This is a genomic window from Hymenobacter terrenus, assembly GCF_000972495.1.
Taxonomy (GTDB): domain Bacteria; phylum Bacteroidota; class Bacteroidia; order Cytophagales; family Hymenobacteraceae; genus Hymenobacter; species Hymenobacter terrenus.
In genome coordinates this window covers 33,598-54,558 of the sequence record NZ_LATM01000026.1, presented here as the reverse complement: position 1 = coordinate 54,558, position 20,961 = coordinate 33,598, and the positions used below count along the sequence as shown (strand labels likewise).

The following is a 20,961-nucleotide window of genomic DNA, read 5'->3' as shown; positions in this document are numbered from 1 at the left end:
CACTATCAGGCTGCGAACTTGCTCAGTTGATATTGCAGGTATGCTTCCAAATCCCGCACCGTGTGGAGAAAGCTTACCACTTCCTGTAGTATCGGAATGCCGTAAAAGTCTTCTAAATCCATGACTAGCCGGGCCCAATCCCCGGACTTCAAGTTTAAGTCGTGACTCAAATCCGTGTTATCGCACAGAATACGAGGCTCGGCCAGGGGCTGGTGGCGGCGCAACCAGTTGAGCAAGTAGGTTCGGATGGGCGGGATGCCACCCTCGCTGAGCAGGGCCGGGTAGGGGGCCAGCTGCTGCATGGTAAAATGAAAGAGGTCCATAGAGTGAATATTTTCTTGAGAAGTTATTATTGCTTTGATTGTCAGTTGCTCGTGCGGCCCACCGCACGTTCCAAGTCAATAGTGGCGGTTTGGTAGTCGTACACGGCTTGCAGGTAGCCGGACTTGGTGCGGGTCAGGGCCAGCTCGGAATCAGTGAGGTCGAGGCGGGAGGCCATGCCGGCGCGCCACCGGTCGCGGGTGATGCGGTAGCCTAGCGCGGCGGCGGCCACGGTTTGTCGTTGCGTTTCGACGCGGCGGCGGGCTTCCTGCACGCTCGATACGCTGGTGAGCACTTCGGCCCGAATCAGCTCCTGCTCGTTGGCTAGGCCGCGTTCGGTTTGCTGACGCGTGATGCGGGCCTGCTGGGCGCGGGCCAGCACCCGGCCGCCGCTGTAGATGGGTACCGTCATTTGCAAGCCCACGTAGGAACTGACGGGCCATTGGTAGTCGCCTAGTCGCAGGTCGAAGGCCTGCGCTTGAGCCTGCACGTTACCGGTGGCGGCCAGTTGAGGGCGGCCCACGGCCGTGGCCTGCCGGACTTGCTCGTCGTTGAGCTGCTGCGTGAGTTGCAGCTGGCGCAGTTCGGGGCGGTTTTCCAAAGCCAGAGCATACGCCTGCTCGTTGGTGAGGGGCTGCAGCTGGCCATCGTAGTGCAGCGAATCCTGGAGCGTCAGCGGCTCGTTGGCGTCCAAACCAATGGTGGTGGCCAGCACGGTTTTGGCAATGGCAATGCCGTTGGTCAGGCGCAGGATGTCGGGCCGAATGTTTTCCACGTTCACGTAGGCGCGTAGGGTGTCGACCCGCGAGGCACGGCCCTGGAGCAGCAGCGAGCGGGCATCGCGTAGGGCTTGCTGGTTGCGGGTCAGGCTCTGCTGCTGCAGCCGGAGCTGCTCTTCGGTGATGAGCACGTTGAGGTAGGCTTTGCGCACGGCCGTGACCACCTGGCTCGCCGTTACGGCCGCCTCAGCGGTGCTGCGCACTTCGTCGAGGCCCGCCGCCCGAATACCGGACTTCACCCCGGCCTGAAACAAGGGCTGGTATACGCCCACCGAGCCCACAAAAGCCTGGTCGCCGCCCACGCGCAGGGTGGCGATTTGGTTGTCGGACAAGCCCGCGAAGTTGCCGGGCAGAAAGGAAACCGGGCGCTGGAAATTATACAGGTATTGCCCAAAGCCCGAAACGGTGGGCAAGGCCGCGCCGCGGGCTTCGCGGGTGCGTTGGGCCGCCTTGGCCACGGCTAGGTTGGCAATTTGCAGGTCGCGGTTTTTCTCCCGCGCCAGGGCCACAGCCCCGTCAATGGTAAGCGGCTGCGGCTGAGCCACCGCAGCGAGGGAAAAAGCCAGCAAACCAGCCAGAAAGACGAACCGAAGACTGGCCGGTGCGCCCGATAAAGCAAAAAGTCGCATGATGTAGAGGATGACTTTGAAAGTCAGGTTTGATACAGTTTCTCGGCAGTAGTTGGATTCAACTCCGCCCGTTGCCCTAAGCCGTCACGGCCTCCGCAGCGTGTTCTTCGACCACCGGCGCCGGCTGGTGCTTGCGCGAGAGGAAAGAGTACACGGCCGGAATCACGTAGAGCGTGAGGAAGCCGGCAAACACCAGCCCGCCCACGATGACCGTGCCCAGCGAGCTGCGGCTGTTTACCGTCAGGGCAATAGGAATGGTGCCAAAAATCATGGCCAGCGAGGTCATCAGAATGGGGCGGAAACGCGAGGCCGCCGCAGCTTGCGCGGCTTGCAGGGGCGTGAGACCCTGCTCCTTGGCTTGGTTGGCGAATTCGACAATGAGAATGCCGTTCTTGGTGATGAGGCCGACGAGGGTGATGATGCCGATTTGGCTGAACACGTTTAGGGTCTGGTCGAGCAGCCACAAACTCAGCAGCGCTCCGGTGAGGGCCATGGGCACGGTCAGCAGAATAATGAGCGGGTCAATCAGGCTTTCGAACTGCGCGGCCAGAATCAGGTAAATCAGCACCAGCGCAAACCCAAAGGCCAGCACCAGGCTCGATGCGCTTTCCGAAAAGTCGCGCGCCTCACCCGCCAGGGAGGTTTTGATGGTGGGCGGCAGCACTTTCTTGGCAATGCGCTCCATTTCGGCCACGCCGTCGCCCACGGTCAGGCCCGGGGCCAGGCCCGCCGATACGGTGGCCGACAGGGCTTGGTCGTAGCGGTAGATGGCGGCGGGGCTGATGCTTTCCTTGGACGTAACGAGGTTGTCGAGCGACACCATTTCGCCGCTACGGGTGCGGGCGTATACTGAGCGCAGGTCGTAAGGCGTGTCGCGGTTCTGGCGCTGCAGCTGGCCTACCACGTCGTACTGCCGGTCGTTGAAGATGAAGTAGCCGTAGCGCTGCCCGCTTAACGCTAGTTGCAGGCTGCGGGCAATTTCGGCCACCGAAATCCCTAGCTCGGCAGCTTTATCACGGTCGATGCTTAGTACCAGCTCGGGTTTGTTCACCTTCAGGTCTGAATCGGCGAAGCGTAAGACCGGGCTCTGCCGGGCTTCGGCCATGAAGGCCGGCAGCACATCGGTGACGGCCGCGAGCGTAGGGCCTTGGAGCACGAACTGCACCGGCTGCCCGCCGCCAAACCGGCTACCAATGGTGGGCGGCTGCACCGGAAACACCAGCACGCCCCGGAAATTCTGCGCGTTGCGGCCCAGTACCGCCGCCACCTGCGCCTGCGTGGCCGTGCGGTCTTCGGCTTTTTTCAAAAAGGTCTGCTGAATGGCCACGTTCACCGGCGCGGGCGGCCCAAAAGTCAGGGCCAGCAGCGAGTAGGTTTGAAACAAGCCCAGGTCCTTGGTCGAGTCCACCACGAACTGCGACAGCTCGTTGACGTACTTTTCGGTGTACTCGTAAGACGAGCCTTCCGGCGCCACCATAATCATGGCTACTTGCGAGCGGTCTTCAAGCGGGGCCAGCTCCGAGGGCAGCTGCTTGCTGAGCCACAACGCCAGCCCACCCGTCAGTAGCAGCACCGGCAGGGCCAGCCACCGCACCCGCAGGAACCAGCCCAACGACCGTTCATAGCTCCGGTTCAGGCCCACAAACAGCGGTTCAGTTTTGCGGTACAGCCAGTTGGGCCGCTCCCGGTGCTTGAGCAGGTAGGCGCTCATCATCGGCGAAAGCGTGAGGGCCACGAAGGCCGACACCGTCACCGAACCGGCCACCACCACGGCGAACTCCTGAAACAGCTTCCCCGTGATGCCCGGCAAAAACAGAATGGGCAGAAACACGGCTGCCAGTGTAATCGTGGTTGAAATCACGGCGAAGTAGATTTCCGCCGAGCCTTTGAAAGCGGCTTGCAGCGGCGTCATGCCCTCTTCCACTTTGGCGTAGATGTTCTCCAGCACCACGATGGCGTCGTCGACCACCAGCCCGATGGCCAGCACCAGGCCCAGCAGCGTGAGCACGTTGATGGAATAGCCGGCCAGATACATAATAAAGAAGGCCGACACGATACTGACTGGAATGGCCACCACCGGAATAATAGTCGACCGCCAGTCGCGCAGGAATACGAACAGGATAACCACCACTAGCCCGAAGGCAATGAGCAAGGTCTCTTCCACTTCTGAAATAGACGCCCGAATCGACTCGGTGAAGTCCTTGCCGATGGTCATTTCGTACTCCGGCGGCACTTCCTTGCGCAGCTCTTTCAGGCGGCGGTAGAACTCGTCGGCAATGGCAATTTCGTTGGCCCCGCGCTGCGGCTCCACGAACACACCCACGCAGGCCGCGTTGCCGCGCAGGCCGTTGAGCACGGCGGTCCGCTCGTTCTCAGCGCCTAGCTCGGCGAAACCAATGTCGCGGAAACGCACAATGCTGTTGCCGTCCTGCTTGACAATCATGTTGTTGAAGTCGTCGGCCTGCGTCAGCCGGCCCAACGTGCGCACGGTTAGCTCGTTCCGGTCGCCTTCGATGCGGCCACCGGGCAGGTCCACGTTTTCTTTGCGCAGGGCCTGCTCCACGTCGGCGGGCGTGAGCTGGTAGGCAGCCAGCTTAGCCGGGTCGATGCGCAGGCGCATGGCGTACTTTTTCTCGCCCGCCACGCCCACGTGTTTCACGCCGGGAATGGTTTGCATGCGCTCCTTGATAACGGTGGAGGCTAGGTTGCTGACTTCTAGGATGCTCTTGGTTTTGCTCTCAACCACCATGAAAATCACGCCGTCACCGCCCGACGCTTTTTCCACCACCGGCGGGTCCACGTCGGCCGGCAGCAACCGAATAGCTTTGGCCACCTTGTCGCGTACGTCGTTGGCCGCTGCTTCCAAGTCGGCATCCAAATTGAACTCCACCGTAATTACACTAGCCGCTTCCCGCGACACCGACGAGATGGTACGGATGCCATTGGCCTCGCCAATGGACTCTTCCAGCGGCTTGGTAATCTGATAGGCAATGACGTCGGGGCTGGCTCCCGGGTACGAAGTGGTGACCGTCACGATGGGCGAATCGGTAACCGGGTACTCGCGCACGCCGAGGTAGGAGAAGCCCACCAGGCCAAATAAAATAATGAGGACGGACAGCACCCCGGCCAATACCGGCCGCTGAATGCTAACGCTCGATAAACTCATGAGCTAGAAACCTGAAAATGAAAAAGAATTGAGCCGCCTCACTGAGCCTTGGCTACCTGCACGGGCACCCCCGGACCTAGCCGGAGCAGATTGGTGGTGATGACCGTGTCGACGGCGCTGAGCCCGCTCAGGACTTGCACCACCCCGCTGCTGCGGGTGCCGATGGTCACGTCGCGGTAATCGGCTTTGCCGCCTTTGATGGCGTAGAGCGAGTAACCTTTGGCCGTGGGAATCAGCGCCTGCGTGGGCACCACGAGGGTAGCGGTGGCCGCGTGCAGGGCAAAGCTGATTTTGGCCGACATGCCCGGCACCAGTTGCCGCTTAGCGTTGGGAGCAATGGCCTTCACCAGCAGGCTGCGCGTGCTGACTTCGGTGCGCGGCTCGGTGGCAATGATGCGGCCCGTCTGCGGCGCCGTGCCATTATCGGTGGTGAAGCGGATGGTTTGGCCAGGCCGCACCTCGGCGGCGTAGCGCTCCGGCACCGTGAAGGCGACTTCCACCTGGCTCACGTCTTCGAGCGAGGTGAGCACCGTACTCGGCGTCACGTAGGCGCCCACATCCACGTGGTTGAGGCCAATTTTGCCGGCGAAAGGCGCCCGGATTTGGGTTTTGGCCAGCTCCACATCCACCAGTTGCAAGTCGGCCTGCAGCACCTGCAGGTTGGTCGATACCTGGTCGTATTCCTGCTGCGTCACCGATTCGGTCTGGAGCAGGCCGCGCATGCGCCGGTCGTCGAGCAGGGCCAGTTTTTCCTGGAGCTTGAGTTTGCGGCGGCGTGCCTGCAGGTCGGCGTCATCGAGTTTGAAGAGCAGCGTGCCGCGGGCCACCGTGGTGCCCTCAGGGGCGTACACGCCGGTGACTTTGCGCGCCACCTCGCTCACGAGCTGCACTTCCTGATTGGCTTGAATGGTACCGGTGGCTTGCAGCTCATCGGAGACGGCGGTGGCGCGCACCACGTAGTGGTCAACCAGCACGGCCGGGGCCGGGCCGGCTGGTGCGGCTCCAGCGGCAGCCGGTTCGGTCTTCTTGGCCGAAAGGAGCTTGGGCAGGCCAAATCCCAGCGGGAGGATGAGGAGACCCAGGGCACTAAACAGCAGCACCCGGGAAGAGGAGAATGTGGTGGTCATAGGGAATCGGGTTGAGCAGAACGCATCAATTGATAATAATGCGTTAATGTATTTGGGTAAAAATTTGGGTAAAAAAATGCGCTTAGCTTGGCTCATACCCAGGGCTGCGGGTGGCTGAAGGCCTTGCAGTGGGTTGCCGGAGCGTTTTTCATAAACACATAAACAACAATCAATGTTTTTGTGGATTAAAAACCTAGCTGCTTGCTGCTGGTCGCCGGGCTACTTCACTTTTAGCAGCTGCAGGAAGCTTTCCAGCTCGCGCAGTTTTTCCGGGTTTACGGACAGATACACGCACCGCCCTTCTTTGCAGGAGTCCACCAGCCCCGAATCGACCAGCGCCTTCACGTGGTGGGACATCGACGGCTGGCTCACGGGCGCCACCTCGAATAAGTCCGCGCAACCTACTTGGGGAGCTTGCGCAATTTCCTGCAAAATGCGCAGCCGGTTAGGGTCACTAAGCGCTTTGGCGATTTTAACGAGGGACTTGGTATCCATGAGGAGCGAAAGATAGTTAATACATGCGCATGTATTAATGCGTCCTCAACCGTTTCATCCTTTGATTGGTTCTCAGCGCTGGTCTGATATAAGCTCGGGTTTCATTACAATTCAATGGCAAGCGTGAGCAGCTTCGGGAGCCATGTAGCTACTGCTCACTGCCATACCGTAAGTTGCCTAGTCGGTCGGAAGTGTGATACGGGACCGGGACCATGGTATAAACGGCCTCGTCTTCGATACTACTAAATGCCGGCCTGCGCCCCTTGGGTAACCAGCGGCTGAAGATATTCAGCCGTGCGGCTCACTATAGTTACGTGGTGGCCTTGCGCCAGTAGTTTTTCTCTAGGGGTTTGGTAATGTTGCCGGCTGTGCCGGTGAGAATGATTTTCCGGATTTATTAGATGAAATGATATTGATACTGAGAAGCTATTCAGGTATTTCATGAGCCCACTGAGCAAAAAGCACGACGTCGCAGTAGGCTGCCTTGCGGCCTCACGACGCCATGCTTTTTGCCAGGAGCCAGTCGCTATTAGCTCATCCACTAGCTAGCAGGGTTAGCTCGTGCCCATGTTGCTTTCCCAATGGTGAAGAGCAGACTATGCTTCAATGGACTGAGAATCTATTTTCTGCCTTTTTTGAATAAATGCTCAAAAATGAATTTAAAAAAAGAGGATTTTAGCCCAGCTCGACCTCGCCAATGGTGATGACCCTGAAGCTGGCACGGTTGGGAAAACCTGTGAGAAAAGCGGTAAAATGGAAATGATAAAAGGAAACGCCGCGAGGTTAGTCCAGCTCCGCCATGCTGGGGCGGTCTAACTGGGCCAGCAGCTTATCAATGGTGAGCACGGCGTGGCCGATGCGCGGATAGTTCACCTCCACGGCCGCCCGCTGCGACTCCCAGGCATCGGCGGCCACGGCGTCTTTCAGGAAGGTGACGTGGTAGCCCATCTCGACGGCGTAGCGGCCGGTGGCTTCGACGCAGGTGTTGGCTGCCATGCCGGCCAGCACTACGTGCTCGATACCGTTCTGACGCAACTGCGCGTCGAGGTCGGTGCTGACGAAGGCACTGGCGCCGCGGTGCGGAGCAATGAGGTGGTCGCCGGGCTGCGGCGCGAGGGCGGCGAAGTAATCGGCGCCCCAGCTGCCTTCCCAGAACATTTGGTAGTCGCGGGTACGGCTAGCCGTGGGCGTGAGGTAGCGCCAGCCCAGGTACGACTGGGCGTTGATGCGGTGCGGGGCATAGAAGACCCGAACGCCAGCGGCGCGGGCGCCGGCCAGCAGGCGTTGCAGGTTGCCAACCAGCTGCACGCCGTCCACCACTTCTTTCACGAAAGGCGTGGCTTTACCACCTTCGGCCAGAAAGTCATTCAGCACGTCGATGACGACCAAGCCGGTGCGGGCGGCGGGATACGCAGTGAGTGTAGGTTCCATGTGATGAAGGATTTTAATCGAAAGAATTGCTAAGCCGTCGGCCGGTGCAGGTAGGCAAACCCAGCATCAACCCCCAAGCCCTGACCAAACCCCAGCGCGATGAGCAACTGGCCCATGCTATCAAGGTGGCGCGCGTTGCGCAGCGGCCCGGCATCGAGCGGCGCGAGGCCTGCTGCTTGCACTAGACCATGCACTACCTGCTTAGCCGCGGCATCGTCGCCGCAGTAGAAGCCCGTGATGGGTGTTTCGCCGAAGCGCAGGCGCTCCCGCTCGCTGAGCGTGAAGCCGGAGATTGTATTGAAGGCCTTTACCACTCGTGCCTCGGGCCGCAGGCGGGCCACTTCCTCGGCGGCCGAGGCGGCGTGCTCGAAGTGGCGGGGCGAGTAATCTTCCTGTAGAGCGTTGGTAGCGTCGAGCAGGATTTTACCGGGCAGCGGCCCGGTAGCAGCCAGGGCCTCGGTGGTAGCGTTGCCAGGCCAGGGTGTGGCAATTACCACTAGCTCGCCGAAGGCCCCAGCCTGCGCGTAGGTGCCTACCTGTACGTTGGGTCCGATGTTGGCGGCCCAGTCGCGCTTTCGTTCTGGCGTGCGCGAGCCGAAATACACTTGATGTCCCTGAGCCGTAAACAGCTTGCCGAGGACAGTGCCCCAGTTTCCGGTGCCTAAAATGGAAATGTTCATTAAACTGAAAACAAGTAATGAGAACTTAGAAAAATTAGGAATGAAGCAAATCAAAAAGCCCTAACTGGGCTTTGGTTAGCGCTGCACGCCGGGCGTACCAATGGTGGAGTAGCCGCCGTCAACGAGAATCTCCTCGCCCACGACGTAGCTGCTGTCGTCGGACGCAAGGAAGAGCACGGCTTTGGCGATTTCCTCTGGCTGGCCTACCCGGCGCAGCGGTATCTCGCCGGCGAGGTGGGCGAAACCCGCAGCTGCTTGTTCTTCGCTATAGCCCAGCCGCCCAAAAATTGCTGTATGTGTGACGCCAGGGCTCACGACATTCACACGGATGCGCCGTGCAGCAAGCTCCATACTCAGGTTGCGGGCCAGCTGGCGCACGGCCGCCTTGGTGGCGGCATACAGTGACGCCCCTGGCGTACCCACATGCGCCACCGTACTGGCATTAATGACAATGGCCCCGCTATCACGTAGTAAGGACTCGGCCTTTTGGATAGTGAAGAAGACGCCCTTCACGTTGATGTCAAACAGTTCCTGGTAGAGCGCCTCAGTGCTATCGGCCAAGGGGGCATTTTTGAAAATGCCGGCATTAGCAAACAGAATGTCCAGCCCGCCGAACTCGGTTTTAATCTGTTGGAACAGGGCATCGAGGTCGGCCAGCTGGCCGGCGTCGCTGCGAATAGCTATGGTCCCGTCGCCGATTTCGCGGGCGGCGGTGTCGAGCGTAACCTGGTCGCGGCCGGTGATGATGACGGTGGCGCCTTCTTGGGCAAATAGCTTAGCCGTAGCCAAGCCGATGCCGCTGTTGCCACCTGTGATGAGGGCGATTTTACCTTGTAATTTGCTCATGGTTAGGACTTTTTTGCTTGGGTGATGTGAGAGTGTTTGTTGAAGAGGGAGTAAAAGAGCTTTCCTACCTTCTTCGGTGGTTGAATATGGTGTTCTTGGAGCCTGCCTATAGGTTGGTGAACCTGATGATTAGTCGGTCGTCAGGGCTGGGCTGGGTGTATAGTCGCACCGCTTGGTGTGGTCTTTTCTATTAGCGCGGGTAGTCATTTTCGCCGCCATGTGCTAATCTGGTAATAGTGCTGCTAGAGCCCGGGCACGTACCGCCACAGTTCAGACTGCTAGGTCAGTTTATATCCTCCGTCTACCAGTAAATCCGTACCGGTCACGTAAGAAGAATCATTGGAGGCCAGGTAGGTGACGCTTTTGGCTATTTCGTCTGGTAGGGCGAAACGGCCCATCAATACCTTGGAGTTGTATAGCTCCATAGCGCCCTGCTTTTGCTCTTCGCTTAGGCCTACCTTGTCGAATAAGGGCGTATTGGTGAAGCCTGGGCTGATTGAGTTAACCCGTATTTTTCTTCCAGCCAGTTCCGTGGCCCATATCCTGATAAAACCAGCCAAAGCGGCCTTGCTGGCTACATAAACGGAGGCGCCGGGAAATCCCTTTTGCACGCCCGCAGTCGAACAGAGGATGATGGAAGCCCCCTCATTCAGTAGGGGCAACAGTTGTTGCACGGTGAAGACAACACCTTTCACATTGGTGCCAAATACATGGTCGTAGTGGTCCTCTGTGATGTGTTCCAGCGGCGCAAATTCTGAAATGCCCGCATTGATGTAAATAATGTCCAGCGAAGGAGTTAGGGCCTTTACCGCTTCGGCGAGCTGCCGAATGTGCGTCATCTGTGTGCTATCGCACAGGATGCTTTGGGCTTTGTCGCCCAGCTCTTGCACCGCAAGGTCAAGTGCTTGCTGATTGCGTCCCGTAATGATTACCTGGTCAGCGCCTTGTGCCAGGAACTCTTTGGCCGTGGCCAGGCCAATGCCGCTGTTGCCACCTGTAATGAGAGCAGTTTTACCTTGCAATTTGCTCATGGGTTTTTTTAAAACTTAATATTTTGGATGTAAGAGGGATAGTCAATCGGATTGGACTCTTTCTCAATAGTTTGAGGCAGGTAAACCGAGCGCAGAAAGTCCTTGAGCGACGTGGGCTGGCGGCCTAGCAGTCGTGCCAGCGTCGGGTCGGTATCCTCAAACATGCCTCGCTTGTAGGCCTCCATCCAGGAGAAAGCGAAGTATTCCGCGACTGGCTGCGGCAGGCCTGTGCCTACCAACTGTTCTACATAAGCTTCAGGCGTCACCTGCTTATAAACTATTGGTTTGCTGGCTAGCTCAGAAAGCAGCCCGGCTATGTCGGCAAAGGAGGTCGGCGTGGTGCCGGTCAGGGTGTATTCCTGGTTCTCGTGGCCTGGCTCGGTCAGGATGCGGGCGGTGGCTTCGGCTATATCGCGCCGGGTGGCGTAGGTGAGGCGTCCCTCGCCCTGCGGTACCGGCACGACCACGCCCGTTTCCAGCACATGCTGACCCACGAACAGGGGTAGCGCATCCGCCCAAAGCGTGTTTTTGATAATGGTGTAGGTCAGCCCCGATGTGTGGAGCAACTGCTCGGTGGCAATGTCGCTCTCGGTGATGCCGGGTACTGCGAATAGCGTGTCGTTTTTGCGCTGTAAGCTGGTGTACACCACGTGCTGTACTCCCGCCTCTTTGGCTGCGTTGATGACGTTGGTATGCTGCGCGAGCCGGTCGGTAAAGGCCACAGCCGATACCAGCAGCACCTTATCGACGCCCCGCAGCGCCTGCACCAGTGACGTGTAGTCCTCGTAGTCGCCCGGCCGGATGGCGATACCTTGTGCGGCCAGTTCGGCGGCTTTTTCGGGGTTGCGGGCCAGGCCCGCCAGCTCAGTGGCCGGCACGCGGTGCAGTAAAAACTCAAGTGTAGCCCGACCAAGCTGGCCGGTGGCACCAGTAACTAAAATCATAGGTAAAAAGGGTTGTGGCCACTAAGCGGCCGGGTTAAGGATGTGATAATGCCGTGATCTAAACACGTTGATTATGAGAAGTGTATATTACAGCGGCGCCTGCATTGGTTGGCGCCGGCACCATTGCCTCTGCTATCACTTGTGTGTCCGTGTACTGGTTGTACTCCGTGATTTTGCCATCCTGGATTTGGTATTCGGCGGCAAACTCGGCCCGCACGTAGCGGCCGGTGGCCTTATAAGTGCCTTCGTAGTAGCCGATGACTAACACGCCGTCGTCGATAGCTATCAGGCGGGTGCTGTGCGCTTTCCAGTCGTTCCAGAATTCGCAGAAATAGGGGAATACTCGCGCAAAAACGGCGTTGATGCCCACGTACCGGCCACCGCCAGGAAAGCCCGCCATCATGTTCCACCGCACCTGCGGGTCGAAAATCCGGCGAATGGATTCGGTGTCACCCGCCGCGAAAAGGCGATACATTTCTCGAATAATGTCGACGTTGCTCATGAAAATACGCTAAGATTAAGGGGGAGCATTAAAGCTTAAGTAGTTCGGATAAATGACTCAGGGATTGAGGTTTGAATTTTGAGTAATTGCTCAAAAACGAGGTAAAAAAATTTAGTTAAGCGCTTGCAAGGCGATGCGGACGATGTTGTGTAGCACAACAGGCTCATTCGTAGTGCGCACCACTACGCGCAGACCCTGAACGGTATTGGCCAGAAACTGGGCTAGGGCGCGCAGCTCATCCGCGGAGCGCGGCGTTAGTTCGCCGGCATCCTGAGCCTCCTGTAAGGCTTGGTGCAAAGCGCCTTCCATCCAAGTGTGGTGCTGAGACACGCGTTCCACCGCTGGTGCATCACACAAGGTTCGCTCGATGGCAGTGTTGGTGAGCAGGCAGCCCCGTTTGCCGGTGGGGGAAAGCAAGCCCCTGACCATCATACTGAGAAATTGCTCGATTGCCTGCTTTTTCGAGCCCGGCCGACGCAGCAGGGCTCCGATGGTAGCCTCGGTCCAACTGCGGTAATAGTCGAGTACTTCTAGGAAAAGCGCATGTTTGTCGCCGAATGTAGCGTAGAGTGTGCCGGGATGAATATCGAGCGCATCGACCAAGTTCTGCACCGACGTAGCCTCATACCCCTGCGACCAGAATACTTCCTGGGCTTGTTTTAGCAGAGGTTCACGCTCAAACTTCCGGGGGCGGGCCATGGTGGGAGATGGGTTGTTAGGAGCACTAACTGAGTTTATGAGCAATTGTTCAAAATTAGTGAAAAATAAATAATTTGCTGACTGAACAAGTTAGCTGAGGGAGAGAATTAACTAATCTGAGTTTGCTAGGCTCGCTGGAACGAGGACGAGACGCCACAATCGTCTTCTGGTTGAACGAGCGGAACCGCACATCCCGCGTAGGTTAGACAACATCATGGACTGAAGCCACTGGCGCTAATGATGAGACGCTAAGTATGGTGTCTCGACCTCATGCTGATTACCTCAACTGTCTTTTAAGCAACATCGCGAGGAGAGGGCAGTAGCTGCTGCGCGATACCGCCAAGCACGCCCAGGCTCTGCTCTAGGTCCGGGCTCCAGGGCTGGCCGCAGGTGATGCGCAGGCAGTTGCGGTAGCGCGGCTGGGCCGAAAACAGCGGACCGGGCACAAACCCGATGCCCTGGCGCAGCGCTTGGCGGTGCAGCTCGAAGGCATCGCGGGCGTCGGGCAGCTCCACCCACAGCACGAAGCCGCCGCTGGGTTGGGTGACGCGCGTGCCGGCCGGGAAGTACCGGTAGATAGCCTGCGTGGTTTGCTGCACCTGGGCGGCGAAGGCGGCCCGCAGCTGGCGTAGGTGGTGGTCGTAGCGGCCGTGGGCCAGAAACTCGCTCACCGCGAGCTGGGGCAGAGTGGCCGTGGCCAGGTTGTGCATGAACTTGAGCCGCTCCAATTGGGCGCGGAACCGGCCGGAAGCGGCAATCCATCCCACGCGGTAGCCCGGCGCCAGCTGCTTGGAAAACGACGAGCAGAGCAGCACCCAGCCTTCGGTGTCGAAGGCCTTGCAGGCTTTGGGCCGGGCGGGGCCGAAGTATAGCTCGCCGTAGATGTCGTCTTCGATGAGGGGAACGGCCCAGCGGGTGAGCAGGGTCACGAGCTGCTGCTTTTTGTCGTCGCTCAGGCAGCTGCCGAGCGGGTTGTTGAACGTGGGCACGAACAGGCAAGCGGCCACCGGCTGCCGCTGGAAGGCCGCTTCCAGCTCGTCTAAATCGACGCCGGTTTGGGGGTGGGTGGCAATTTCCAGCGCCTTCAAGCCCAGGTTCTCCAGGCTTTGCAGCAGGCCGTAATACGTGGGCGACTCCACGGCGACGGTGTCGCCGGGCCGGGTGACGGCACGCAGGCACAGGTTCAGGGCTTCGAGGCAGCCGCTGGTGATGATGAGGTCATCGGCGGTGAGGGTGCCGCCCCAGCGCGGCGCCTGTTGGGCAATCTGGCGCCGCAGCAGGGCATTGCCCACCGTCAACTCGTAGCCCACGCTGGGGCCGGCCGCCGCGCGCAGCACTTTGGTGACGGCTTTCTGCAAGCGCGCCACGGGCAGCAGCGCCAGGCTCGGCACGGCCACTGCAAAGGGCGCGTGGTGCCCCGCCTGGGCTTCCAGCACGGCCGCCAGCTGCTCGCTGATGCGGACTTCGGCGCCGGTGGTTGCAGATAGGGTGGGTGCTGATGGGGCCGGCGCGGGATGGGCCCGCGGCCGCACGAAGTAGCCGGAGCGCGGCCGAGCCTCCAGCACTCCCTTGTTTTCGAGGTAGGTGTAGGTCTGAAAGGCCGTGCTCAGGCTCACACGATGCTCTCGGCTTAAGTGGCGCAGCGAGGGCACCCGCTCGCCCGGCTGCCAGACGCCCTGCGTCACCAGCTCGTGCAGCGTATGGGCGAGGCTAACATAGAGCGGGTCCTTGGTAGTGACAGTCATGGTTGGGCGAGGGAAAATCTGTTCTGCCCAAAATTACTAAAACTGCAACTGTTCTGGTATCTGGCAAGCCTGCACCTTTGTGGCGTTGTCGGCCGTGCCTGAAGAGTGGTATAGGAAGCCAAAAAGAGCGGTATTCTAACGCTCAACTATCCACTGAGCTGGCAATGATTCGGAAGGTAGTTTTCTTACTGTAGACCATGAAAAAGAATTCAAGTGTCGAAACAAGCGCTGGTACTAAAGGATTGTGGTACGGCTTGGTGGGAGTGGTGTCCTTCAGCCTGAGCCTGCCCGCGACGCGGCTGGCCGTGGCCGATTTGGACCCGGTGGTCGTGGGGTTGGGGCGCGCGCTGGTGGCGGCTCTGCTGGCGGCGGGCCTGCTGCTGGTTACGCGGACCCCGCGGCCCAGCCGGTCGCAGCTGCGGGGCTTGCTGCTGGTGGCGCTGGGCGTGGTGGTGGGGTTTCCGCTGCTGTCGGCTTGGGCCATGCAGCGGGTGCCGGCCGCGCACGGGGCCATTGTGATTGGGGTGCTACCCCTGGCCACGGCGCTAGCCAGCGTGATGCGGGCGGGGGAGCGGCCATCGGGGCGGTTTTGGGTGCTGAGCTTGATGGGCGCGGCCGTGGTGGTCGGGTACGTGTTGGCTGATGGGGGCGGGCAGTTGCAGGCGGCCGACGCCTGGCTATTGGGCGCCGTGGCCGCCGCGGCGCTGGGCTACGCCGAGGGCGGCCGGCTGGCGCGGGAACTGGGCGGCTGGCAGGTCATCTGTTGGGCCTTGGTGCTGGCCGCGCCGGTGCTTGTCTTCCCCGTGGCGCAGGCGGTGCGGGCACACGGCCTCCACGCCGGACCCATGGCGTGGGCGGGGTTTGCCTACGTGAGCATGGTGAGCATGTTTTTAGGCTTTTTTGCCTGGTACCACGGGCTGGCCCTGGGCGGGGTGGCGCGAGTAGGGCAGTTGCAATTGTTGCAGCCGTTTCTGACCATTCTGGCCTCGGCGGCGCTGCTGGGCGAAACGATTTCGGGGCGCACCCTGCTGGCGGCGGGGCTGGTCATTCTCATCGTTGCAATGGGCCGCCGGGCCGCCGTGAGCCCAGTCGCACAATCTGTCTTGGCGAAAGCAAAATGAGGCATCGCTTGCATTCCCCTTCTCATTCTTAACCTTATTTCGTCTCCATGCACCCTTTACTTGCTGCTGACCTTCACCAGCTTCCCGCCTTGCTCGCCACGGCCCAAGAGCTGAGCCTCGACTACCTGCACTCGCTGCCGGAACGCCCGGTAGCCCTGGCTACCGGGGAACCCGTTTTGCCCACCCTGCCTGAAACTGGCTCCGGCGGCGAGGCCGCGTTGCGGCAGTTTTGGGAGCGGTTCGCCCCCGAGCTGGGGGCCAGCGCCGGCCCGCGCTTCCTGGGCTTTGTGACCGGCGGCAGCACACCCGCCGCACTGGCCGCCGACTGGCTGGTGAGCGCCATCGACCAGAACCTGAGTAACGACGGCTACTCCGTGGTACCTAACATCGAGCGCGCCGCGCTGCACCTGTTGCGCCAACTATTTGGCCTGCCCGAGGCCTTTGCGGGCGTGTTCGTGACGGGTGCTACGCAATCCAATCTGGTGGGCTTGGCCGTGGCCCGGCAGTGGGCCGCCGCGCAGGCCGGGCACGACGTGGCCCAGCAGGGCCTTTACGGCCTGCCGCCGCTGCCGCTATTGAGCGGCGCGTCCCATTCAAGTATTTACAAAGTGGCCGCCGTGCTGGGCCTGGGCCGCGACCAGGTGCAGGCCGTGGGCCAGCTGCCGGGCCGCGAGGCCATCGACCCGCAGGCTCTGGAAACGGTGTTGCGGGAGCTGAACGGCCGCCCGGCCGTGGTGGTAGCCAATGCCGGCACCGTCAATAGCACGGATTTTGACGACCTGCGCGCTCTGGCCGCCCTCAAGGAAAAATACCCTTTCTGGCTGCACGTGGATGCGGCGTTTGGTGGTTTTGCGGCCGTGGTGCCCGCGCTGGCCGACCGGGTAGCCGGCTGGGAGCAGGCCGATTCTATCACCATCGACGCCCACAAATGGCTGAACGTGCCCTACGACGCGGCCATGCTCTTCACCCGCCACCAAGCGCTGCAGGCGGATGTATTCAAGAACTCGGCCGCGTACCTGGGGCCGCTGGGCGAGCGGCCGGATTTTGTGCACCTCACCCCGGAAAACTCCCGGCGCTTCCGGGCCCTGCCCGTGTACCTCTCGCTGCTGGCCTACGGCCGGGCCGGTATTGCCGACATCGTGGCCCGCAACTGCGCGCAAGCCGCCGTCCTGGGTGAGCTAATTGCCGCCTCGGCGGACTTCCAGTTGCTAGCGCCGGTGCGCTTGAACGTGGTATGCTTCACCCTGGCGGGCCCCGCGCCGTCGACTGAGCGCATCAAGCAGCTGCTGGACCGGGTGCGCGACTCCGGCGAGGCCTTTCTCACGCCCACCCGCTACGCCGACACGACGGGCATGCGGGCCGCTTTCAGCAACTGGCGCACCGAAGCGGCGGACGTGGACCGCGTGTGGCGGGCGCTGCAAGCGGCGGCAGACCCACGCTGAGCTCTACATATTGGACGGGAGTCGTCCACGTGTCAATAGTTGCCGCTTGGGATATTTTCGAGCCCGATGCACAGCGCCTCAGCGGTACTACGCCACGCCCAATTCTTCTGGCTGGTACCGCTGTCTGGTCACCTGTGGCCGCAGCGCTGATGGGGTGCACCGCCATGAGTTCGACGAACTGCGCCGGCTGCCGCGCGGCGCGGGCGGCAACCCCTACTTCAGTTGAGGCGCGGCCACGGACTTACCACGATGGAACGGCTGGGGAGAGGCGTTGGGGCCTCGCTGCGGCAAACCAGGTTTAGTCCCGTGCGTTTTGCTGTTCACCCCAGCTGTAGATACTGTCCATGAGGCTGCGCAGGGAGCGGCCTTTGTCGGTAAGCGAATACTCGACGCGGGGCGGCACTTCGGCAAACACCTGGCGGTAAACCAGGCCGTCGTGCTCCAACTCGCGCAGCTGTTGGGTGAGCGTGTGCTGGGTTACCTGCCCGCCGAGCAGCCGCTGCAACTCGCCGAAGCGGCGCGGCCCGGGGGTGAGGTGGTATAGCAGCATCGGTTTCCACTTCCCGCGCACCAAGTCCAGCGTGCTGGCCATGTATGGGCAAAGATTTTCATTTTTTTTCTCGGTGGCAAGCGCTTGTGGCCCTGCAATAGTCTCTTTGCACATACTAGCTATCTGATAAAATCCTAATTGCGCATCCCCGAAGCGGTGGGGAGATTTGATGGAGTGCTGGCCTAATAACCAGCCATTTGTTCGTTTACTTAACTCGTTGTTCAAATGTACCCATCAAAATTAAAAGTTCTCGTGTACGGCGCGACCGGCGTGCAAGCCGGGCCCGTGGTGCACCAACTGCTGGGCCGCGGCCACGAAGCTTTCGTGCTCACCCGCGACGCCGCCAAAGCCGTTGCCCTGCAAGCCGCGGGCGCCACCATCATCGTTGGCGACCCGGCCGAAGCGGCGGTTTGCCAGCACGCCAGCCGGGGCATGGACGCCGTTTCGCTGCTCGTGCCCCTTGGCGCCGCCGAGCCGCTGCGCCTAGCCCGCCAGGCGGTGGACGCCGCCCGGGCCGCAGGCGTGCAGTTGCTCGTGTGGAACACCAGCGGCTACATCCCGGCCGCCCCCACGGGCAACCCGGTCTACGACCTGCGCCTCGACCTGCGCGCTTACCTGCAAGCCAGCGGCCTGCCCCACATCACGCTCATCCCGACCGTGTACGCTGAAAATTTGCTCGGCCCCTGGACCGCCCCCGGTGTGGCCGCGCACCAGGAACTGGCGTACCCCGTGCCGGCCGGGCAAGCCATCGACTGGCTGCCCGCCGCCGACCTGGGCGCGCTCACGGTGGCGGCCCTCGAGCGCCCGCAACTGGCCGGCCAGACCTTCGTGGTGGGCGGTGCCGAGGCCCTGACCGGCCCGGCGCTCGCCGAGGCGTTTTCGGCCGGGCTCAACCGCCCCATTAGCTACCGGGCCATGCCGCCGCGCGAGTTCTACGGCATCCTGGCTCCGATGATGGGCCCTGGGTTGGCCGAAGCCGTGACCCGGAGCTACGAGTTGCTGTGGGCCGGCCAGGACCATTTTACCCAGTTTCAGGCCAACATGCCGGCCGTGCTGCGCGAATTGCCGGTAACGCTCACGCCCCTGCGCGAGTGGGCCGCGCAGCACGCGGCTGCCTTTTCCCCCACCGTTTCCACCGAATCCCTGCGTTAAACCCTCTTGCCATGACTCCTGAACTTCACACCCCGGCCGTATCAGGCCGCGGCCTCCGCCTTGCGTACTGGATAGTGACCGTACTGCTGTGTCTCAATCTCTTCGCCGGCGTACTCGACCTGCTGAAGACCGATCTGGTTCGGCAAAATACGCTGTCCATCGGTATGCCCCTGGGGATGCTGCCGTTTTATGGCATCATCAAAATCATCGGCGGCATCGTGCTGCTTGCCGTCGCCAACCCCGTGCTTAAAATCGGCGCCTATGCCGGCGTTATCTTTTATTTCCTCGGGGCGGCAGCGGCCCACGTCACGTCGGGCCAGCCCTTCGCCGCCGTGGCCCCGGCCCTGGTCATTCTGACTTTGGCGGTCGCCTCGTTTCTTCTTTGGTATCGGAAAGTGGGACTGCGCGTCACCACGGAAGGATAGGATGCGTTGATTTGGCTGCCATTTCCGGGTTGGTAGCTACCTGCTCTAAGGCACGGTATCAACTTTCCAGCTTTTAGGCTAAACTTTAGCGTAGCCGTCATTAAACAGTCAGGGCACTCTCTCCGACCCGGAGGGAGTGCCCTGACTGTTTATAATAAACGCGACTCCGGCGAGGCTTTTCTCACGCCCACCCGCTATGCCGACACGCCGGGCATGCGGGCCGCTTTCAGCAACTGGCGCACCGAAGCGGCGGACGTGGACCGCGTGTGGCGGGCGCTGCAAGCAACGATGAGAGGCTGATGGGGTTGGTTAGCTTCATCAGGGCCTGCCCGCTGCGTGGCTTTGCCGTTTAGCCGCGGGCCGCCATCCGAATGTTCGGTGGAACCAGGCGAGCAACTTTAGTTTGAGCCGCCGGCCGTACTGCTTCCCCAAAAACACCAGCGCGGTGGCAAACAACAATTCGCCGGCAATGAGGCAGCCGCTAACCCAGAGCGGCTTGCGCGGCAGCTCAATGGAAACCAGTGGCAGCACCAAACCGGTGCCGGTGGCCAAGCCCGACAGGCTTAACAAGGCGAACCCCAGGGCTTTGGAAGTGGCGGGCGAGAGCGGCATGAAAAGCGGCATGGGTTGGATGGAATAATCAGCTACAAGCCCTCATACCACTTACCCCCGTGCTCCGATTCTGGCTTTTTGCCAGCAAATCAGCCGAGCGCGCGGCGGGTACTGCGCGTGGGCGGCAAAGCAAAAAAGAGGCGGCGGGTGAGCCGGTGAACGAGGTGCAGTAGCCTTGCTAAAGCTACTGTTTGCCCCGCCTGGCTTGGCTGAATTTCGAACTGAGTTGCGCCAGTGCCCGGCGCAACTGCCCTTTCGGGCCGCTCAACGGCCGGTGGGCGTTGCATGGCGGCTGGCATTTCGGAGCGCCCCCTGATGGCGCGGGGCGAAGCCCTTCGGGTACGACCTCGCGCCACCATGGGCCTTTTCCCTATTCCAATAGCCTCAAATTCCTAAACCGCTTCAAAGTCTCCGAAATACCAACTCACCAAAAAGCCCGCCGTGTGGTGCATACCGGCGGGCTTTTTGGTGTCTTCCGGGCACGGGCTACTGCCGCTCCTTCAGGAAGCCAAATTTGCGCCGCTCGGCGCTGGCGCGGGTTTCGTCGGGGTAGTTGGCTGCAATGAGGTGGAGTAGGGAATAGAGCACCTGCTCCACCTCGTCGCGGAGGGTGTTCTTGTTGGCTACGTCGTCGGAGCGGACGCCGCGGACTTGGTCAGTCTTTTTTACCAGGGTGGCATACTCGGTGGCCAGCGGTTGCCAGTAAGCCACGCCAAACTCGGCGTTCGCGTCGAAGCCGTGGGCCGGGAGCGCCGCGGCCAGCTTCTTCAGGCTCTTGGTGCGCTCGGTCCGGTTCCGGGGCAGGACGAATGCGCCGTTCTTGTTCTCAAGCCCAAACTCGGGGTAGAAGGCGCGGCCCTTATTCTGGCGGGCATATTTCACGGCCAGCATGCTGCGCACCACGGGAATATGCTCGTTGATTTCGTCGTCGAGAACGCCCAGGCGCTCGGTATCAGGGGAGAGGCTGTCGGTGATGTCGTCGGTGGTGCCGAGGCTGGCGCTGTAGTCGGCGGCCAGCTGCTTGAAGGCCGCGCTAGTCGTGTAAACCAGCGGCAACTCCGGCCGTTGCAGCCAATGGTCGGCGGCCAGCTCGGCTAGGGCGGCTACCTTAAGCTCGGCACGCGGGATGTAGCCCGTGTTGCTGGTGGGGGCAGGCGTTTGCGGCGTGCCATCGGAACCGGGGAGGGGAGTAAGCATAAACAGAGGGAGAATGAAAAGCGGGAAATGCGCCACGCTGAAATATACCTATTGTTTGACGCGTTAC

General features: G+C 61.0%; 21 protein-coding genes. 5 read left to right on the top strand and 16 right to left on the bottom strand.

The window, feature by feature from the left end; translation table 11 throughout:
• Positions 1–5: 5 nt before the first annotated feature.
• The 13 genes from WX88_RS21590 to WX88_RS21530 form a co-directional block, all read right to left on the bottom strand.
• On the bottom strand, positions 6–323 hold the full coding sequence (locus WX88_RS21590) for an acyl carrier protein (protein WP_046246497.1): 318 nt from the start codon (positions 321–323) through the stop codon (positions 6–8).
• A 41-nt stretch (positions 324–364) separates the two neighbouring features.
• A complete protein-coding gene (locus WX88_RS21585; RefSeq protein WP_082116217.1) occupies positions 365–1,729 on the bottom strand; it encodes a TolC family protein in 1,365 nt (454 codons plus the stop codon).
• A 76-nt stretch (positions 1,730–1,805) separates the two neighbouring features.
• Complete coding sequence (locus WX88_RS21580) at positions 1,806–4,895, bottom strand: efflux RND transporter permease subunit (protein ID WP_046246495.1); 3,090 nt, start codon at positions 4,893–4,895, stop codon at positions 1,806–1,808.
• A 38-nt stretch (positions 4,896–4,933) separates the two neighbouring features.
• Complete coding sequence (locus WX88_RS21575) at positions 4,934–6,022, bottom strand: efflux RND transporter periplasmic adaptor subunit (protein WP_052732952.1); 1,089 nt, start codon at positions 6,020–6,022, stop codon at positions 4,934–4,936.
• A 219-nt stretch (positions 6,023–6,241) separates the two neighbouring features.
• Complete coding sequence (locus tag WX88_RS21570; protein WP_046246494.1) at positions 6,242–6,517, bottom strand: ArsR/SmtB family transcription factor; 276 nt, start codon at positions 6,515–6,517, stop codon at positions 6,242–6,244.
• A gap of 783 nt (positions 6,518–7,300) precedes the next feature.
• Positions 7,301–7,948, bottom strand: a complete 648-nt coding sequence (locus WX88_RS21565; RefSeq protein WP_046246493.1) for a cysteine hydrolase family protein — start codon at positions 7,946–7,948, stop codon at positions 7,301–7,303.
• 29 nt (positions 7,949–7,977) lie between these two features.
• Complete coding sequence (locus WX88_RS21560) at positions 7,978–8,628, bottom strand: NADPH-dependent F420 reductase (protein ID WP_046246492.1); 651 nt, start codon at positions 8,626–8,628, stop codon at positions 7,978–7,980.
• Between the two features lie 75 nt (positions 8,629–8,703).
• Positions 8,704–9,474 carry a glucose 1-dehydrogenase gene (locus WX88_RS21555; protein ID WP_046246491.1) on the bottom strand — a complete coding sequence of 257 codons (771 nt, stop codon included), beginning with the start codon at positions 9,472–9,474 and terminating at the stop codon, positions 8,704–8,706.
• Between the two features lie 278 nt (positions 9,475–9,752).
• Positions 9,753–10,505, bottom strand: coding sequence for an SDR family oxidoreductase (locus WX88_RS21550; RefSeq protein WP_046246490.1), 753 nt, complete (start codon positions 10,503–10,505; stop codon positions 9,753–9,755).
• Positions 10,506–10,513: 8 nt separating this feature from the next.
• On the bottom strand, positions 10,514–11,449 hold the full coding sequence (locus tag WX88_RS21545; RefSeq protein ID WP_046246489.1) for an SDR family oxidoreductase: 936 nt from the start codon (positions 11,447–11,449) through the stop codon (positions 10,514–10,516).
• A gap of 58 nt (positions 11,450–11,507) precedes the next feature.
• On the bottom strand, positions 11,508–11,951 hold the full coding sequence (locus tag WX88_RS21540) for a nuclear transport factor 2 family protein (protein ID WP_052732951.1): 444 nt from the start codon (positions 11,949–11,951) through the stop codon (positions 11,508–11,510).
• Positions 11,952–12,062: 111 nt separating this feature from the next.
• Positions 12,063–12,650, bottom strand: coding sequence for a TetR/AcrR family transcriptional regulator (locus WX88_RS21535; RefSeq protein WP_046246488.1), 588 nt, complete (start codon positions 12,648–12,650; stop codon positions 12,063–12,065).
• A 293-nt stretch (positions 12,651–12,943) separates the two neighbouring features.
• Positions 12,944–14,395 (bottom strand): aminotransferase-like domain-containing protein, encoded by a 1,452-nt coding sequence (locus WX88_RS21530; RefSeq protein WP_046246487.1) that lies wholly within the window; start codon positions 14,393–14,395, stop codon positions 12,944–12,946.
• A gap of 197 nt (positions 14,396–14,592) precedes the next feature.
• Here WX88_RS21530 and WX88_RS21525 point away from each other — a divergent pair, with 197 nt between their 5' ends.
• From WX88_RS21525 to WX88_RS30985, 3 genes are read left to right on the top strand one after another with little or no spacing between them, the layout of a single operon-like run.
• A complete protein-coding gene (locus WX88_RS21525; protein ID WP_046246486.1) occupies positions 14,593–15,516 on the top strand; it encodes a DMT family transporter in 924 nt (307 codons plus the stop codon).
• Positions 15,517–15,563: 47 nt separating this feature from the next.
• Positions 15,564–16,958: a pyridoxal phosphate-dependent decarboxylase family protein gene (locus tag WX88_RS21520; protein WP_046246485.1), complete on the top strand. Its 1,395-nt coding sequence runs from the start codon at positions 15,564–15,566 to the stop codon at positions 16,956–16,958.
• Positions 16,959–17,004: 46 nt separating this feature from the next.
• Positions 17,005–17,184: a hypothetical protein gene (locus WX88_RS30985; protein ID WP_197076890.1), complete on the top strand. Its 180-nt coding sequence runs from the start codon at positions 17,005–17,007 to the stop codon at positions 17,182–17,184.
• 72 nt (positions 17,185–17,256) lie between these two features.
• Here the strand turns inward: WX88_RS30985 and WX88_RS21515 are convergent, their stop codons facing one another.
• Entirely contained in the window at positions 17,257–17,550 is a 294-nt protein-coding gene (locus WX88_RS21515) for a winged helix-turn-helix transcriptional regulator (protein ID WP_046246484.1), read from the bottom strand.
• 183 nt (positions 17,551–17,733) lie between these two features.
• Here WX88_RS21515 and WX88_RS21510 point away from each other — a divergent pair, with 183 nt between their 5' ends.
• Positions 17,734–18,660, top strand: coding sequence for an SDR family oxidoreductase (locus WX88_RS21510; protein ID WP_046246483.1), 927 nt, complete (start codon positions 17,734–17,736; stop codon positions 18,658–18,660).
• An 11-nt stretch (positions 18,661–18,671) separates the two neighbouring features.
• Positions 18,672–19,085: a DoxX family protein gene (locus WX88_RS28125; protein ID WP_052732950.1), complete on the top strand. Its 414-nt coding sequence runs from the start codon at positions 18,672–18,674 to the stop codon at positions 19,083–19,085.
• Positions 19,086–19,403: 318 nt separating this feature from the next.
• On the opposite strand, the gene WX88_RS21500 is transcribed toward WX88_RS28125, so the two are convergent.
• The gene (locus WX88_RS21500) at positions 19,404–19,709 is read right to left on the bottom strand and encodes a hypothetical protein (RefSeq protein ID WP_046246482.1); all 306 of its coding nucleotides are present in this window, start codon (positions 19,707–19,709) and stop codon (positions 19,404–19,406) included.
• Positions 19,710–20,183: 474 nt separating this feature from the next.
• Positions 20,184–20,894 carry a hypothetical protein gene (locus tag WX88_RS21490; protein WP_046246480.1) on the bottom strand — a complete coding sequence of 237 codons (711 nt, stop codon included), beginning with the start codon at positions 20,892–20,894 and terminating at the stop codon, positions 20,184–20,186.
• Positions 20,895–20,961: the final 67 nt, after the last annotated feature.

Coding starts and splice junctions, on each gene's coding strand:
- WX88_RS21590 (WP_046246497.1), bottom strand. CDS start 323: ATGGACCTCTTTCATTTTACCATGCAGCAGCTGGCCCCCTACCCGGCC.
- WX88_RS21585 (WP_082116217.1), bottom strand. CDS start 1,729: ATGCGACTTTTTGCTTTATCGGGCGCACCGGCCAGTCTTCGGTTCGTC.
- WX88_RS21580 (WP_046246495.1), bottom strand. CDS start 4,895: ATGAGTTTATCGAGCGTTAGCATTCAGCGGCCGGTATTGGCCGGGGTG.
- WX88_RS21575 (WP_052732952.1), bottom strand. CDS start 6,022: ATGACCACCACATTCTCCTCTTCCCGGGTGCTGCTGTTTAGTGCCCTG.
- WX88_RS21570 (WP_046246494.1), bottom strand. CDS start 6,517: ATGGATACCAAGTCCCTCGTTAAAATCGCCAAAGCGCTTAGTGACCCT.
- WX88_RS21565 (WP_046246493.1), bottom strand. CDS start 7,948: ATGGAACCTACACTCACTGCGTATCCCGCCGCCCGCACCGGCTTGGTC.
- WX88_RS21560 (WP_046246492.1), bottom strand. CDS start 8,628: ATGAACATTTCCATTTTAGGCACCGGAAACTGGGGCACTGTCCTCGGC.
- WX88_RS21555 (WP_046246491.1), bottom strand. CDS start 9,474: ATGAGCAAATTACAAGGTAAAATCGCCCTCATCACAGGTGGCAACAGC.
- WX88_RS21550 (WP_046246490.1), bottom strand. CDS start 10,505: ATGAGCAAATTGCAAGGTAAAACTGCTCTCATTACAGGTGGCAACAGC.
- WX88_RS21545 (WP_046246489.1), bottom strand. CDS start 11,449: ATGATTTTAGTTACTGGTGCCACCGGCCAGCTTGGTCGGGCTACACTT.
- WX88_RS21540 (WP_052732951.1), bottom strand. CDS start 11,951: ATGAGCAACGTCGACATTATTCGAGAAATGTATCGCCTTTTCGCGGCG.
- WX88_RS21535 (WP_046246488.1), bottom strand. CDS start 12,650: ATGGCCCGCCCCCGGAAGTTTGAGCGTGAACCTCTGCTAAAACAAGCC.
- WX88_RS21530 (WP_046246487.1), bottom strand. CDS start 14,395: ATGACTGTCACTACCAAGGACCCGCTCTATGTTAGCCTCGCCCATACG.
- WX88_RS21525 (WP_046246486.1), top strand. CDS start 14,593: ATGAAAAAGAATTCAAGTGTCGAAACAAGCGCTGGTACTAAAGGATTG.
- WX88_RS21520 (WP_046246485.1), top strand. CDS start 15,564: ATGCACCCTTTACTTGCTGCTGACCTTCACCAGCTTCCCGCCTTGCTC.
- WX88_RS21515 (WP_046246484.1), bottom strand. CDS start 17,550: ATGGCCAGCACGCTGGACTTGGTGCGCGGGAAGTGGAAACCGATGCTG.
- WX88_RS21510 (WP_046246483.1), top strand. CDS start 17,734: ATGTACCCATCAAAATTAAAAGTTCTCGTGTACGGCGCGACCGGCGTG.
- WX88_RS28125 (WP_052732950.1), top strand. CDS start 18,672: ATGACTCCTGAACTTCACACCCCGGCCGTATCAGGCCGCGGCCTCCGC.
- WX88_RS21500 (WP_046246482.1), bottom strand. CDS start 19,709: ATGCCGCTTTTCATGCCGCTCTCGCCCGCCACTTCCAAAGCCCTGGGG.
- WX88_RS21490 (WP_046246480.1), bottom strand. CDS start 20,894: ATGCTTACTCCCCTCCCCGGTTCCGATGGCACGCCGCAAACGCCTGCC.